This is a genomic window from Xanthomonas codiaei (genome assembly GCF_002939785.1).
Taxonomy (GTDB): domain Bacteria; phylum Pseudomonadota; class Gammaproteobacteria; order Xanthomonadales; family Xanthomonadaceae; genus Xanthomonas; species Xanthomonas codiaei.
In genome coordinates, this window is record NZ_MDEC01000008.1 from 75,912 (window position 1) to 89,611 (window position 13,700).

Genomic DNA, 13,700 nt, shown 5'->3' on the forward strand with positions numbered 1-13,700 from the left:
TGATTGCCGGGCGCATGCGGGCCGTGCAGCCGAGCGCCCCGCAGTCCCGGGTGTGTGCGTCGCAGCAGGCGGTGCGCTGATGTGGGAAGCGCTTGGCACGGTGCGGGATCTGGGGCGCCTGCAGGAAATCGCATCCGTCCTGATTCGCTATGGCTTTGGCGATGTGGTGCGCCGCATCGGGCTGGCCGATGTGCTCGATCGCGCCGGCAGGTTGCTGCACTGGAACAACGTCGAAGGCCGCCTGCGCATGTCGGCCGCGCTGCGCGTGCGCCGCGCGCTGGAGGAACTCGGCCCCACCTTCGTCAAGCTGGGGCAGGTGCTGGCCACGCGCGTGGACCTGCTGCCGCCGGACTGGATCGAAGAGCTCAGCGAACTGCAGAACGCGGTGCCGGCCTTGCCGTTCGACCAGATCCGGCCGCAACTGGTGGCCGCGCTGGGCGCGGAACCGGAGGGCGTGTTCGCCCGGCTGGACGAGCAGCCTCTGGCGGCTGCCTCGCTGGCGCAGACCCATCGTGCCTGGCTGGCCGACGGCACGCCGGTGGTGCTGAAGATCCGCCGCCCCGGCATCGGCGACACCATCGACGCGGATCTGCGCCTGCTCGCGCGGCTGGCCGACATCGTCGAAACCCGTGCTCCGGACCTCAAGCGCTATCGCCCGGCCGAAGTGGTGCAGCAATTCACCGTCTCGCTGCGGCGCGAGCTGGATTTCGCTGCCGAGGGCCGCAACGCCGAGCGCATCGCCGCCAATTTCGCCAACGATGCGCAGGTGGTGGTGCCGGCGGTGTATTGGGAGTGGACCTGCGATGCGCTCAACGTGCAGGAATTCATCGATGGCATTCCCGGCCGCGACATGCCGGCGGTGGATGCCGCAGGCCTGGATCGCCAGGCATTGGCGCGCGCCGGCGCCGGCATCGTGCTCAAGATGGTCTTGCAGGACGGCTGTTTCCACGCCGACCCGCACCCGGGAAATATTTTCTATCTGCGCGACGGTCGTATCGCCATCATCGATTTCGGCATGGTCGGCCGGGTGTCCGAGCAGCGCCGTTTCCAGGTGGCGCAGTTGCTGCACGGCATGGTGAGCTACGACGCCGACGCGGTCATCGATGTGCTACTGGAGTGGGCCGGCACCAGTCTGGATATCGACGAGGCGCGCCTGCAGCAGGACATCGGCGCATTCGTCTACGAATACCGCGGCGTGCCGCTGAAGGAACTGCGCATCGGTGCGATGCTCGGCGATGTCACCGCCATCCTGCGCGACCATGGGCTCACGCTGCCGTCGGATCTGGCGCTGATGATCAAGGCGTTTCTTACTCTTGAAGGCATGGGACGCCAGCTCGACCCGGACTTCGACATGGCCACCGAAGCGCGGCCGTATCTCGAACGCGTGGTGCTGCAACGCTATGCGCCCAGTGCCATGCTGCGGCGCAGCCGCCGTACCGTGACTGGCGCGATCGACCTGATCGGCGACCTGCCGCGCGATCTCAAGCGCCTGATCCAGGCGGCGCGTCGCGGCAAGCTGCAATTGCATGTGGAGACGCGCGCCCTGCGCGAATTCGGCGAGCAGGTGGATCGCGCCGCCAACCGGCTCACCATGGGGATCGTGACTGCCGCGCTGGTGATCGGCTCGTCCATCGTGATGAACAGCGTCGGTGGCAGCGCAAGTCGCTGGCTGCTTGGCCTGGGCGTGGGCGGCTTCATCGGCGCCGGACTGTGCGGCATCTGGATCCTGTTTTCGATCTGGCGCAGTCGGCGCTAGCCGGGGCCATCGACACGTGCTGCTCGGCTGAGCGGGCCGGGAGGGGATTGCACACTGCGCGGTTAGTAGTAATACTACTAACCATGGACCTGACCGATACCCAGCACGCCATCCTTGCCTTGATCGCCGAGCGCATCGACGCCGATGGCGTCCCGCCCTCGCAGACCGAAATCGCCCGTGCGTTCGGTTTCAAGGGCGTACGCGCGGCGCAGTATCACCTCGAGGCCCTGGAGCAGGCCGGCGCGATCCGCCGTGTACCGGGGCAGGCGCGCGGCATTCGCCTGGCCGGGCAGGGCGCGGTGGCGCGCATGCCGGCGGTGAGCGCACCGCCGCGCGAGGACGTGCTGCGGTTGCCGGTGCTGGGGCGCGTGGCGGCCGGCCTGCCGATCGGTGCCGACATCGGCTCGGACGACTTCGTGGTGCTGGATCGGGTGTTCTTCTCGCCATCGCCGGACTATCTGCTCAAGGTGCAGGGCGATTCCATGCGCGACGAAGGCATCTTCAACGGCGACCTGATCGGTGTGCACCGCACCCGCGATGCGCGCTCCGGGCAGATCGTGGTGGCCCGGATCGATGAAGAAATCACGGTCAAGCTATTGAAGATCGGCAAGGACCGGATCCGGCTGTTGCCGCGCAATCCCGACTATGCCCCGATCGAAGTGCAGCCAGATCAGGACTTCGCCATCGAGGGCCTGTATTGCGGGCTGCTGAGACCCAATCGCTGAGCGCTGTACCGATGCCTGCGCTGGTCGTTTTCCCAGCCGGCATTGCAGTCTTTTCCGCTGCCTGGGAACGGATCGCATCGTTACTCTGAGTGTGTCGCCTGCAGTCTCAGCCTGTGCGATACACCACCGCTACATTGGCTCCACACCGAAATCACTGACAAGGATCACCCAGATGGATGAGAACAAGAAGCGCGCCCTTTCCGCCGCACTGAGCCAGATCGAAAAGCAATTCGGCAAGGGTTCGGTGATGCGCATGGGCGACCGTGTGATCGAGGCGGTCGAAGTCATTCCGACCGGCTCGCTGATGTTGGACATCGCACTGGGGATCGGCGGTCTGCCGAAGGGCCGGGTGGTGGAAATCTATGGCCCGGAATCTTCGGGCAAGACCACCTTGACCCTGCAGGCGATTGCCGAATGCCAGAAGAAGGGGGGTACCGCGGCCTTCATCGACGCCGAGCACGCGCTGGATCCGATCTACGCCGCCAAGTTGGGCGTCAATGTCGACGATCTGCTGCTGTCCCAGCCCGATACCGGTGAGCAGGCGTTGGAAATCGCCGACATGCTGGTGCGCTCTGGTTCGGTCGATATCGTGGTGGTCGACTCGGTCGCCGCGTTGACGCCAAAGGCGGAAATCGAAGGCGAGATGGGCGACCAGCTGCCGGGCCTGCAGGCCCGCCTGATGAGCCAGGCGCTGCGCAAGCTCACCGGCAACATCAAGCGCTCCAACACCTTGGTGGTGTTCATCAACCAGTTGCGCATGAAGATCGGCGTCATGATGCCGGGCCAGAGCCCGGAAGTGACCACCGGCGGCAACGCACTGAAGTTCTACGCCTCGGTCCGCCTGGATATCCGTCGCATCGGCGCGATCAAGAAGGGCGACGAGATCATCGGCAACCAGACCAAGATCAAGGTGGTCAAGAACAAGCTGGCGCCTCCGTTCAAGCAGGTCGTCACCGAGATCCTCTACGGCGAAGGCATCAGCCGCGAAGGCGAGCTGATCGATATGGGCGTGGAAGCCAAGCTGGTTGACAAGGCTGGTGCCTGGTACAGCTACGGCGACGAGCGTATCGGTCAGGGCAAGGACAACGCGCGTGGCTATCTGCGCGACAACCCGCAGGTGGCAGCCAAGCTCGAGGCCGAATTGCGCGAGAAGTTCCAGCCCGCCGAAGCGCCGCGCGAAGAAGGCGACGACGCCGAGAAGGAATAAGCGGTATCGGTGACCGGGCACGCTGGCGACGGCTGGCGCGACCGGCAGGCTGCGGCGCGTTGCTCTCCAGGGCGGTGTGGCAGCCTCGGCCGCTCTGCTTCTTACCGATGCAGTGCGTGAGGTCGTTTCAGGTTTTTCTATCGCGGGAACGGCGGAGTCAGTGCCGTCGCGTCCCGCGGTAGATCTATCGAGGGCCAGGAGGGCAGGCGCCAGGGACGGCGCATTGATGCAGCAATCGAGGGATACGTCACGATGGACGAGCAAGAGCCCGCACCCAAGCGGGGCCGCCGGTTCAAGGAGCAGACGCCGGTCCAACGCGCACTGGGGCTACTGGTGCGGCGCGAGCACTCTCGCAAGGAATTGAATCGCAAGCTGCTGGCGCGCGGGATCGAGCCGGACGCCGCGCAGGCGGCCGTTGATCGCCTGGCCGGCGAGGGGTGGCAGGACGACGCCCGGTTTGCCGCTTCAGTGGTGCGGAATAAGGCAAATTCGGGCTACGGCCCATTGCATATCCGTGCCGAACTCGGTACCCATGGCCTGGACAGCGAGGCCATCAGCGCCGCAATGGCGACGTTTGAGGGCGATTGGACCGAAAATGCGCGCGAGCTGGTCCGCCGCCGGTTCGGCGAGCAGGGACCGGTGGATCTGCCTCAGCGGCGCAAGGCCGCCGATCTGCTGGCCCGGCGGGGTTTCGACGGCAACAGCATTCGCAGCGCCACGCGCTTCGACCTTGAGGACTGAGGGCGTCAGGCCTGCTACCCTTCGTGGTTTCAGGTTGTTCCGCTCATCTGCGCCCACATCTCATTGGGTGACCGGGACTGCCGCCCGCCCAATGCCAGCACATGAACGCACCTGCCAAATTCAGCACTTCCCAGATCCGTAGCGACTTCCTTGCGTTTTTCGAGGGCAAGGGTCACACCATCGTGCCCTCCGCACCGTTGGTGCCGGGCAACGACCCGACCCTGCTGTTCACCAATTCCGGCATGGTCCAGTTCAAGGACGTCTTTCTTGGCGCAGAGAAGCGCAGCTATGTGCGAGCCGCAGACGTGCAGCGCTGCCTGCGTGCCGGCGGCAAGCACAACGACCTGGATTCGGTGGGTTACACCGCGCGTCACCACACCTTCTTCGAGATGCTGGGCAACTGGTCGTTCGGCGATTACTTCAAGAAGGACGCCATCGCCTGGGCCTGGGAGCTGCTGACCCAGGTCTGGAAGCTGCCGGCCGACCGCCTGCTGGTCACCGTCTACCACACCGACGAAGAAGCCTTCGCGCTGTGGCGTGACATGATCGGCATTCCCGAAAGCCGCATCGTGCGCATCGGCGACAACAAGGGCGCGCCGTACGCCTCGGACAACTTCTGGCAGATGGCCGACACCGGCCCCTGCGGCCCCTGCACCGAGATCTTCTTCGATCATGGCGACCACATCGCTGGTGGCCCGCCGGGCTCTCCGGACGAAGATGGCGACCGTTTCATCGAGATCTGGAACCTGGTCTTCATGCAGTTCGACCGCCAGCCCGACGGCACCCTGGTGCCGTTGCCGGCGCCGTGCGTGGATACCGGCATGGGGCTGGAGCGGCTGGCCGCGATCCTGCAGCACGTCCACACCAACTATGAAATCGACCTGTTCCAGACCCTGATCGGCAAGGCCAGTGCGCTGACCGGCGTCAGCGATCTGGAAAACAAGTCGCTGCGGGTCATCGCCGATCACATCCGCGCCTGTTCGTTCCTGATCGTCGATGGCGTGCTGCCGTCCAACGAAGGGCGAGGCTACGTGCTGCGCCGGATCATCCGGCGTGCGCTGCGGCATGGCTGGATGCTGGGCGTGCGCCAGCCGTTCTTCAGCAAGATGGTGCCCACCCTGGTCGAGCTGATGGGCGAAGCCTATCCCGAACTGGTGGTGGCCAAGGACACCGTCTCCCGCGCCCTGGTGGCCGAGGAGGAGCGCTTTGCCGAGACGCTGGACGCCGGCATGAAGATCTTCGACGACGTGGCCACGCGGTCGCAGGACGTCATTCCGGGTGAAGATGCGTTCCGTCTCTACGATACCTATGGGTTTCCGGTTGATCTGACCGCCGATATCGCGCGCGAACGCGGCATGCGCGTGGATATGGAGGGCTTCGAATTCGCCATGGAGCGCCAGCGTGAAACCGCCCGTGCCGCAGGCAAGTTCGGCGGCGGCGTCGCGTTGCCGGCCGACCTGGTCGCCACCATGTCGCCGACCGTCTTCCTGGGTTACGAGGCGCATGACGCCGACACGCTCAAGGTCGTCGCCCTGCTCAAACAGGGCCGTCCGGTCGAGCGTGCCGAGTCCGGCGACGAGGTCATCGTGTTCACCGATCGCACGCCGTTCTACGCCGAGTCCGGCGGTCAGGTCGGCGACAGCGGACAGTTGAGCAATACCGATGTGTCGATCGACGTCACCGACACCCAGAAGTTCGCCGGCCAATTCCATGGTCACGTGGGGCGCATCACCGAAGGCGCGCTTGCGCTGGGCGATGTGCTGGCGGGCGGCATCGATGTACAGCGGCGCGGCAAGACCATCCTCAATCACTCGGCAACGCACCTGCTGCATGCCGCGTTGCGTGAGGTGCTGGGCACGCATGTGCAGCAGAAGGGTTCGTTGGTGGCGCCGGACCGGCTGCGTTTCGACTTCTCGCATTTCCAGCCGATCACGGCCGACGAACTGGCGGTGATCGAAGGCAAGGTCAATGCCGAGGTGCGCACCAACCATAGCGTCGAAGTGCACAACATGGCCATGCAGGAAGCACTGGATTTCGGTGCGATGGCGCTGTTCGGCGAGAAATACGGCGAGCGCGTGCGCGTGCTGAAGATGGGCGGTTATTCGACCGAGCTGTGTGGCGGCACGCATGTGAGCCGCACCGGCGATATCGGTCTGTTCAAGATCACTTCCGAAGGCGGCGTGTCCTCGGGCGTGCGTCGCATCGAAGCGGTGACCGGGCAGGGTGCACTGGATTACGTTGCCGACCAGGAGCGGCGTTTGTCCGAGGCAGCCGGCCTGCTGGGCGGCAATGCCGGCGAAGTGGTCGACAAGGTGCGTGCGCTGACCGAGCGTCAGAAACGCCTGGAGCGTGAGCTGGAATCGCTGAAGGCCAAGTTGGCCTCCGGCGCGACTGCCGATCTCGGCGCCGGTGCGGTCGATGTGGCCGGGGTCAAGGTCATTGCCGTGCGTCTGGAAGGATTCGATGCAAAGGCCTTGCGCGAAGCGATGGACCGCCTGAAGCAGCAGCTTGGCGACTCGGTGATCGTGCTGGCCGGTGCATCGGCGGGCAAGGTCGCCCTGGTTGCCGGCGTGAATGGGAGCCCAACTGGCAAGGTGAAGGCGGGGGAACTCCTCGGCCATATCGCCAGTCAGATCGGGGGCAAGGGCGGTGGCCGTCCGGATCTCGCCCAGGGTGGTGGCGAGGACGGGCCCGCCCTTGCGACCGCTCTCGACGGTGTGCCCTCCTGGGTCAAGCAACACTTGGGCTGAACACTTGTCCTGCTATGCCTTGCTGGCTAGCAGGATGTCCCGCTACCATTTCTGGTCTATTCCCTTACCTAGGGCGCGTCTCACTCAGGAGGCCGTCGATGCTGGTGGGAAACCCACCGGTTCCAGGAGATTTGCAAAATGTTGATCCTCACTCGCCGGGTAGGCGAAACCTTGATGATCGGCGACTCGGTCACTGTTACCGTGCTCGGCGTCAAGGGTAATCAGGTGCGTATTGGCATCACCGCACCGAAGGATGTTGCTGTGCACCGCGAAGAAATTTACCAGCGCATCCAGCGTGGGGACGAGCCGGTGGCTTCCGGCGCGCATCACGGCGACGATTCTTCGAATTGATTGTCATAAAGGGTTTACGTTAGCCCCTCTTACCCGGTATTCTTCGCGGCCTGCCACGGACATCGCGGCAGGACGCAAAAAACTGGAGCGATGCCCGAGTGGCTGAAGGGGCTCCCCTGCTAAGGGAGTATAGGGTCAAAAGCTCTATCGAGGGTTCGAATCCCTCTCGCTCCGCCAGTGTTCTAGACGCCCGCAAATCAATGATTTGTGGGCGTTTTCATTTCAGGTGTTTGTTGTTCGATTCGGAATGCCGTCGGCAGCTACCTGATTTCGGAAGAGCTGCCAGTGCGTCCGGATGAGGCGGCGTTGCTGCGTTCTCGCGCGCTGATCAAACGACGAACAGTGTCTGGACGCGATGCAACGGTCCAACCTGGCCGCGTATTTGTCGCAGGCAGATGCGGCCGGCGACGGGCAGCCCGGCGTGCGATAAGCCATCTGCTCTGCGCCATCGTCGTATTCGTTCAGTGCGATGCGGCGGGAGCATGAACTTCGCGCGTCGTGAGAAGCGGGTCTGAATCACGCACTGATGCGTTGGGCGAACAGGGTCAAGTTCTGTGCAGATGTGTCGCTAAGGACGTGACCCATATCTCGGATTTCGACGTGATGCGCCTACCGCTGCTTGGACGCTTGTTCTCTTCCTCAAGTCGCGGCCTGCAGCACAAGGCCAATGCGGTGGACCGGGTGATGGCGGTGATCGAATTCGATCTGGAGGGGCGCATCCTGGATGCGAACCAGAACTTCCTGTCCTTGATGGGATACCGGCTGGAGGAGGTGGTCGGCCAGCATCACCGCATCTTCGTCACCCCAAACGACCGCGACAGCGAGAGCTATCGCCAGTTCTGGGACGCGTTGCGGCGCGGCGACTTCAATGCCGGGCGCTTCTGCCGGCTGGACAAGCGCGGGCGCGAGGTCTGGATCAATGCCTCCTACAACCCCTTGCTCGATCGTTCAGGCAAGGCGTATCGCGTGGTGAAGTACGCCACCGACATCACCGAGCAGGTGCGCCAGACCGCCGATTTCGAAGGGCGGATCGACGCGATCGACAAGGTGATGGCCGTGATCGAGTTCTCGCTCGATGGCACGGTGCTCGATGCCAACCAGAATTTCCTGCAGGTCATGGGATACCGGCTGGACGAGATCCGCGGCAGGCACCATGGCATGTTCGTGGATGCGGCCACGCGTCAGTCGGCGGCGTATCGCGCGTTCTGGGAATCGCTCGGGCGCGGCGCGTTCGACGCCGGCCGCTACAAGCGCGTCGGCAAGAATGGCCAGGACGTCTGGATCCAGGCCTCCTACAACCCGGTGCTCGACGAGCACGGGCGGCCGTACAAGGTGGTCAAGTACGCCACCGACGTGACCCGTCAGGTGATCGAATCGGCCGATGCGGATGGTCGCATCCAGGCCATCGACAAGGTGATGGGGGTGATCGAGTTCGATCTGGATGGCCGGGTGCTGACTGCCAACGACAACTTCCTGGCGATCCTGGGCTATACGCCGGAGGAGGCGATCGGTCAGCATCATGGGATCTTTGTCGATGCGGCCTTTCGCGCGTCCGAAGACTACCGGCATTTCTGGGCGAAACTGGCGCGTGGCCAGTTCGACGCTGGGCGTTACCGCCGCCTGCGCAAGGATGGCAGCCCGGTGTGGATCCAGGCGTCCTATAACCCGATCCTGGATGTCTCCGGGCGGCCGTACAAGGTGGTCAAGTACGCTACCGATGTGACCGATCAGGTGCGCTCAGCCGAGCGCATGCGCGACCTCATGCGGCAGACCATGAGCATTGCGCAGAACGTGCAACGCGAATCGCACCATATTTCCGTCAGCAACCAGGAACTGGTCAAACGCGCGTCTGCGCAGTCCGGCGCGGTGGCGCAGACCTCCAGCACCATCGATCAGCTGGCGGCCACCGTGCGCACCAACTCCGAGAACGCCGGCTCGGCGCAGCGCATGGCCGAAGAGTCTGCGGCAGTGGCACGACGCGGCGCCGATGTCATCGCCGGAGTGGTGCAGACCACCGCCGGCATTCGCTCGGCCACCGACCGGATCGGGCAGATCATCGAGGTCATCGACGGCATCGCCTTCCAGACCAATATCCTGGCGCTCAATGCGGCCGTGGAGGCCGCGCGTGCCGGCGAACAGGGGCGCGGGTTTGCGGTCGTGGCCACTGAAGTGCGCAGCCTGGCGCAGCGCTGCAGCGTGTCGGCCAGGGAGATCCGCTCGTTGATCGACAATGCGACCGACCAGGTGGGCGACGGCTCGCGGCTGGCCGAGCAGGCCGGTGTGGTGATGCAGGATCTGGTGACATCGGTGCTGCGCGTCACCGCGACGGTGGAGCAGATTGCCGCTGCCAGCCATGAGCAGGCGCAGGATATTTCCACCGCCAACACTGCCTTGCAATCGATCGGCGTGCAGGCGCGCGACCAGGCGCAGATGGTGGACGACCTGGCGCGTTCGGCGCGCGTGCTGGAGGCCGATGCCGATGCGTTGTTCGCGCTGGTCAACGGCGATGCCGAGGGCGCCGTGCCGCAAGCCGTCAGTGCGGACGCCGCGGCGCAGCGGGTCCGCCCACAGGCTGCATGACGCTGAGCGGTCTCGGCCTCGGCCTAGGCGTCGCGTCACCGACACGGCGCCCCAGCAGTGCGCAAAGACAGGCCCATGGCCTATAAGCCGGCATGGACGAATCGAGGCTTCACTCCATCCGTTCGGCCTGCCTGCAGGACTTGGGCGATCGGTCGCCTTCCCGGTACATCCAGCTCACGCCGTCGCCGCATCGCCACTGCCAATGCCGGGCGCGGGCGATGGCTGCAGATCAGCGCAACCGCAAACGGCCAGGCAGGCCGGTGCCTGCGTAAGACAAAAAGACGGCGCCTCACCGAAGCAAGGCGCCGCTCGTTCTCTGCGTCCCTCAGCTGTCGGCAAGGGGAGTGTGCGCGTCTGTCCGGTTACTTGGGCAGATCGAACACCAGCACTTCGGCATCGCGGGCGTCGGCCAGGATGATCTCCGGTTCGCCGATGACCTGCACCGCATCGCCGGCAGACAACGCCTGCCCGTTGATGGTGAGGCTGCCGCGGGCCACTTGCACGTAGCCGATGCGGCCTTCCGCCAGCGGTTGCTGCAAGCGGACGTCGCCATCGAGGATCGACGCATACAGCCGTGCATCCTGATGCAGGCGCAGCGAGCCATCGTCACCGCCCGGCGAGGCGATCAGGCGCAGCTGGTTGCGCTTGCTGTCGGTATCGAAGTGCTTTTCTTCGTAGCTCGGCTCGATCCCGGCGCGTTCGGGCATCACCCAGATCTGCAGGAAGTGCACCGGCTCGCTGGCCGAATGATTGAACTCGCTGTGGGTGACGCCGCTGCCGGCGCTCATGCGCTGCACATCGCCGTAGTGCAGAACCGACCCGGTGCCCATGCTGTCCTTGTGTTCCAGCGCGCCGCCCAGGACGTAGGAAATGATCTCCATGTCGCGGTGGGCGTGGGTGCCGAAGCCTTCGCCCGGGGTCACCTTGTCTTCGTTGATCACCCGCAGCGGGCCGATGCCCATGTGGCGCGGGTCGTGGTAACTGGCGAAGGAGAAGGTATGGCGCGAGGACAGCCAGCCATGCTCGGCGCGGCCACGGGTTTCGCTCTTGCGGACATTCAACATGCTGCTTCTCCTTGGTAGATTCGAATTGGCGCCGGGGTGTGAATCGGTGTGCCAGCGGCTTGATGCGTAGTCTCCGCCTCTGCGTAAGGAAGAAAAAGCGAGTAGATTTGGCCACTATCATCGAAAAAATCGAACAATGAAAATCAGCCTGGACGCGTTGCAGATCCTGGATGCGATCGACCGCCGTGGGTCATTTGCCGGCGCCGCCAAGGTGTTGTTCAAGGTGCCCTCGACCATCTCCTACACGGTGGGCAAGCTGGAAGAGGATTTGGGCGTGCAGCTGTTCGAGCGCTTCGGGCCGAAGGCGACCCCCACCCAGGCCGGGCGCGAACTGCTGCGCGAAGGCCGCCACCTGCTGCGTGCGGCGCAGGAGCTGGAAGTGCGGGTGCGGCGGGTGGCCTCGGGTTGGGAATCGGACTTTGCGATCGGGCTGGATGCGATCCTGCCTGCGGCGCTGCTGCAGGTGCAGATCCTGGCGTTCTACCAGGTGGCCGACAGCACGCGGCTGCGGGTGCTGAGCGAATCACTGTCAGGCGGTTGGGAGGCCTTGCTGGACCGGCGGGTGGACCTGATCGTGGCGGCAGGCGAGGGGCCAAGCGGTGGCGGCTATGTCGCCGAACCGATCGGCAGCGTGCGGTTCGTGTTCGCGGTGGCGTCCAGCCATCCGCTGGCGGGCGCCAACCTGCCGGGGCCGGCCGAGCTGGCCGATCACCGGGCGATCGCGGTGGCCGATTCGGCACGGCGGTTGCTGCCGCGCACCGTGGGCCTGTTGTCCGGGCGCGATGTGCTGACCGTGCCCGACATGCACACCAAGCTGCTGCTGCAGCTGGCCGGTGTGGGCTATGGCTTCCTGCCCGAGCCCTATGCGCGCGGCGCATTACAGGATGGGCGCCTGCAGGAGGTGCCGGTGGAGACAGGCAAGGCCGATGAAACCTTCTACCTGGCGTGGCGGCCGGGCGAGGAGGGCGAGGCCCTGAACTGGTGGCGCCAGGCGCTGCGTCGCCCGGGGCTGTTCGAGCGCTGGTCGCAGTCGCTGGCTGAAACGTATCGTTCCGTTGCCGCCGGGCAGTCGCGCGGTTAGGCAAGCGCGGATAATGCCTGCTTGCCGTCGCGCAGGATCCCCGCATGCAAGGCTTGATCGAACAGTACGGATTGGCGCTGGTGTTCGCCAACGTGCTGGCGTTGTCGCTCGGGCTGCCGGTGCCGGCACTGCCGACGCTGGTGCTGGTGGGCGCAGGCTACGCGCTGGCGGGCGGCGGCGATGCCTGGCTGGCAGGCCTGGCGGCGTGGGGGGTGTCGGTGCTGGCGAGCCTGCTGGGCGATCTGGCCTGGTATCTGGCCGGCCGCCGCTTCGGCAACCGCACCTTGCAGTCGCTGTGCCGCCTGTCGTTGTCGCGCGACACCTGCATGAAGCAGACCGAGCGGTTCTTTTCGCGCTGGGGCGTGCGCGTGCTGGCAGTGGCCAAGTTTGTGCCCGGTCTGTCGATGGTGTCGGTGCCGATGGCCGGTGCCAGCCAGGTACGGCTGGCGGCGTTCCTGCGCTACGACGCGTTCGGGGCCGCGCTGTGGGCGCTGGCCGGCCTGAGCCTGGGGGCGCTGTTCGCCGACCAGGTGCAGGACGTGTTGGCGTTCCTGTCCGAGCTGGGGTCCGGTGCGGTGGTGGTGCTGGCGATGCTGCTGGCTTGCTATGTCGGTTGGCGCTGGTGGCGCCGGCATAGCCTGCTGCGGTCGCTGGAACAGGCGCGCATCGCGGTGGACGAACTGCTGCCGTTGCTGGATGGCGATGCGCAGCAGCGCCCGACGGTGCTGGACATTCGTGCACCCGGGTACCGCGATCTGCAGCCGTACACGATTCCCGGTGCCGTGTTCGCCGATGAGCGACAGCTTGCGCAGATCCTTGCCAGCGTGCCGCGCGAACGTACGGTGGTGATCTATTGCGCGTGCCCGGGCGAAGTGTCTGCCGCATGGCTGGCCGGGCGCATGCGCGCGTGCGGCTATCGCGACGTGCGGCCGTTGCTGGGCGGGCTGGACGCATGGCACGCCGCCGGCTACCCGGTGACCTCGTTGCCGCCGGTGGTGGTGGCCGTCGACGTGGAGGCGCGAGGTGCGACGATGTGATCATCGGCGTGCGCGTGCGTGAAAGGAGCGTGGCGATCAACGACCGACGGTGACGCGGCCTGCGCGGGGNCAGGACGACGGGCAAAAAAAAGACCAGCAAGCTGGTCGTTTTCTTCAAGATTGGTGCGCCCGGAGAGATTCGAACTCCCGACCGCCTGGTTCGTAGCCAGGTACTCTATCCAACTGAGCTACGGGCGCATATCTTGTTTTTGTCTTGCGCATCCGATGCGTTGCAAGCGGACGTTTAACTGAAAAAACAGCGCTTCACTGCTGTCTTTTTGTACTTCCTGAAGATGGTGCGCCCGGAGAGATTCGAACTCCCGACCGCCTGGTTCGTAGCCAGGTACTCTATCCAACTGAGCTACGGGCGCCTCGTCAGGAGCGGAATTATGCGGATGCCCGCATGGG

10 protein-coding genes and 3 tRNA genes are annotated in these 13,700 nt (G+C 65.1%); 10 read left to right on the plus strand and 3 right to left on the minus strand.

What is annotated here, in order from left to right; translation table 11 throughout:
* The first annotated feature begins 79 nt into the window (after positions 1-79).
* The 8 genes from ubiB (at position 80) to XcodCFBP4690_RS07920 (ending at position 10,110) form a co-directional block, all read left to right on the plus strand.
* Positions 80-1,756 carry a 2-polyprenylphenol 6-hydroxylase gene (gene ubiB / locus XcodCFBP4690_RS07885; protein ID WP_104540496.1) on the plus strand — a complete coding sequence of 559 codons (1,677 nt, stop codon included), beginning with the start codon at positions 80-82 and terminating at the stop codon, positions 1,754-1,756.
* A gap of 83 nt (positions 1,757-1,839) precedes the next feature.
* Positions 1,840-2,481 carry a transcriptional repressor LexA gene (gene lexA / locus XcodCFBP4690_RS07890; RefSeq protein WP_104540438.1) on the plus strand — a complete coding sequence of 214 codons (642 nt, stop codon included), beginning with the start codon at positions 1,840-1,842 and terminating at the stop codon, positions 2,479-2,481.
* Between the two features lie 172 nt (positions 2,482-2,653).
* Positions 2,654-3,688: a recombinase RecA gene (gene recA, locus XcodCFBP4690_RS07895; RefSeq protein ID WP_104540439.1), complete on the plus strand. Its 1,035-nt coding sequence runs from the start codon at positions 2,654-2,656 to the stop codon at positions 3,686-3,688.
* Between the two features lie 252 nt (positions 3,689-3,940).
* A complete protein-coding gene (gene recX, locus XcodCFBP4690_RS07900) occupies positions 3,941-4,429 on the plus strand; it encodes a recombination regulator RecX (RefSeq protein WP_104540440.1) in 489 nt (162 codons plus the stop codon).
* A gap of 101 nt (positions 4,430-4,530) precedes the next feature.
* Positions 4,531-7,179 (plus strand): alanine--tRNA ligase, encoded by a 2,649-nt coding sequence (gene alaS / locus XcodCFBP4690_RS07905; protein ID WP_104540441.1) that lies wholly within the window; start codon positions 4,531-4,533, stop codon positions 7,177-7,179.
* 138 nt (positions 7,180-7,317) lie between these two features.
* Complete coding sequence (csrA, locus tag XcodCFBP4690_RS07910) at positions 7,318-7,530, plus strand: carbon storage regulator CsrA (RefSeq protein ID WP_003481884.1); 213 nt, start codon at positions 7,318-7,320, stop codon at positions 7,528-7,530.
* A gap of 84 nt (positions 7,531-7,614) precedes the next feature.
* A tRNA-Ser gene (locus XcodCFBP4690_RS07915) sits at positions 7,615-7,707 on the plus strand.
* A gap of 450 nt (positions 7,708-8,157) precedes the next feature.
* Positions 8,158-10,110, plus strand: coding sequence for a methyl-accepting chemotaxis protein (locus tag XcodCFBP4690_RS07920; RefSeq protein ID WP_208622711.1), 1,953 nt, complete (start codon positions 8,158-8,160; stop codon positions 10,108-10,110).
* A 362-nt stretch (positions 10,111-10,472) separates the two neighbouring features.
* On the opposite strand, the gene XcodCFBP4690_RS07925 is transcribed toward XcodCFBP4690_RS07920, so the two are convergent.
* A complete protein-coding gene (locus XcodCFBP4690_RS07925; RefSeq protein WP_104540442.1) occupies positions 10,473-11,174 on the minus strand; it encodes a pirin family protein in 702 nt (233 codons plus the stop codon).
* A 136-nt stretch (positions 11,175-11,310) separates the two neighbouring features.
* Here XcodCFBP4690_RS07925 and XcodCFBP4690_RS07930 point away from each other — a divergent pair, with 136 nt between their 5' ends.
* Complete coding sequence (locus tag XcodCFBP4690_RS07930) at positions 11,311-12,255, plus strand: LysR family transcriptional regulator (protein ID WP_104540443.1); 945 nt, start codon at positions 11,311-11,313, stop codon at positions 12,253-12,255.
* Positions 12,256-12,299: 44 nt separating this feature from the next.
* Positions 12,300-13,292 carry a DedA family protein/thiosulfate sulfurtransferase GlpE gene (locus tag XcodCFBP4690_RS07935; protein ID WP_104540444.1) on the plus strand — a complete coding sequence of 331 codons (993 nt, stop codon included), beginning with the start codon at positions 12,300-12,302 and terminating at the stop codon, positions 13,290-13,292.
* Positions 13,293-13,413: 121 nt separating this feature from the next.
* On the opposite strand, the gene XcodCFBP4690_RS07940 is transcribed toward XcodCFBP4690_RS07935, so the two are convergent.
* Both XcodCFBP4690_RS07940 and XcodCFBP4690_RS07945 read right to left on the minus strand, forming a co-directional pair.
* Positions 13,414-13,490, minus strand: a tRNA-Arg gene (locus XcodCFBP4690_RS07940).
* A gap of 96 nt (positions 13,491-13,586) precedes the next feature.
* Positions 13,587-13,663: transfer RNA gene (locus XcodCFBP4690_RS07945), tRNA-Arg, on the minus strand.
* Between the last annotated feature and the right edge of the window lie 37 nt (positions 13,664-13,700).

Bases quoted from the DNA above. Each gene is read 5' to 3' on its own strand.
- ubiB (WP_104540496.1), top strand. From the start codon at position 80: ATGTGGGAAGCGCTTGGCACGGTGCGGGATCTGGGGCGCCTGCAGGAA.
- lexA (WP_104540438.1), top strand. From the start codon at position 1,840: ATGGACCTGACCGATACCCAGCACGCCATCCTTGCCTTGATCGCCGAG.
- recA (WP_104540439.1), top strand. From the start codon at position 2,654: ATGGATGAGAACAAGAAGCGCGCCCTTTCCGCCGCACTGAGCCAGATC.
- recX (WP_104540440.1), top strand. From the start codon at position 3,941: ATGGACGAGCAAGAGCCCGCACCCAAGCGGGGCCGCCGGTTCAAGGAG.
- alaS (WP_104540441.1), top strand. From the start codon at position 4,531: ATGAACGCACCTGCCAAATTCAGCACTTCCCAGATCCGTAGCGACTTC.
- csrA (WP_003481884.1), top strand. From the start codon at position 7,318: ATGTTGATCCTCACTCGCCGGGTAGGCGAAACCTTGATGATCGGCGAC.
- XcodCFBP4690_RS07925 (WP_104540442.1), bottom strand. From the start codon at position 11,174: ATGTTGAATGTCCGCAAGAGCGAAACCCGTGGCCGCGCCGAGCATGGC.
- XcodCFBP4690_RS07930 (WP_104540443.1), top strand. From the start codon at position 11,311: ATGAAAATCAGCCTGGACGCGTTGCAGATCCTGGATGCGATCGACCGC.
- XcodCFBP4690_RS07935 (WP_104540444.1), top strand. From the start codon at position 12,300: ATGCAAGGCTTGATCGAACAGTACGGATTGGCGCTGGTGTTCGCCAAC.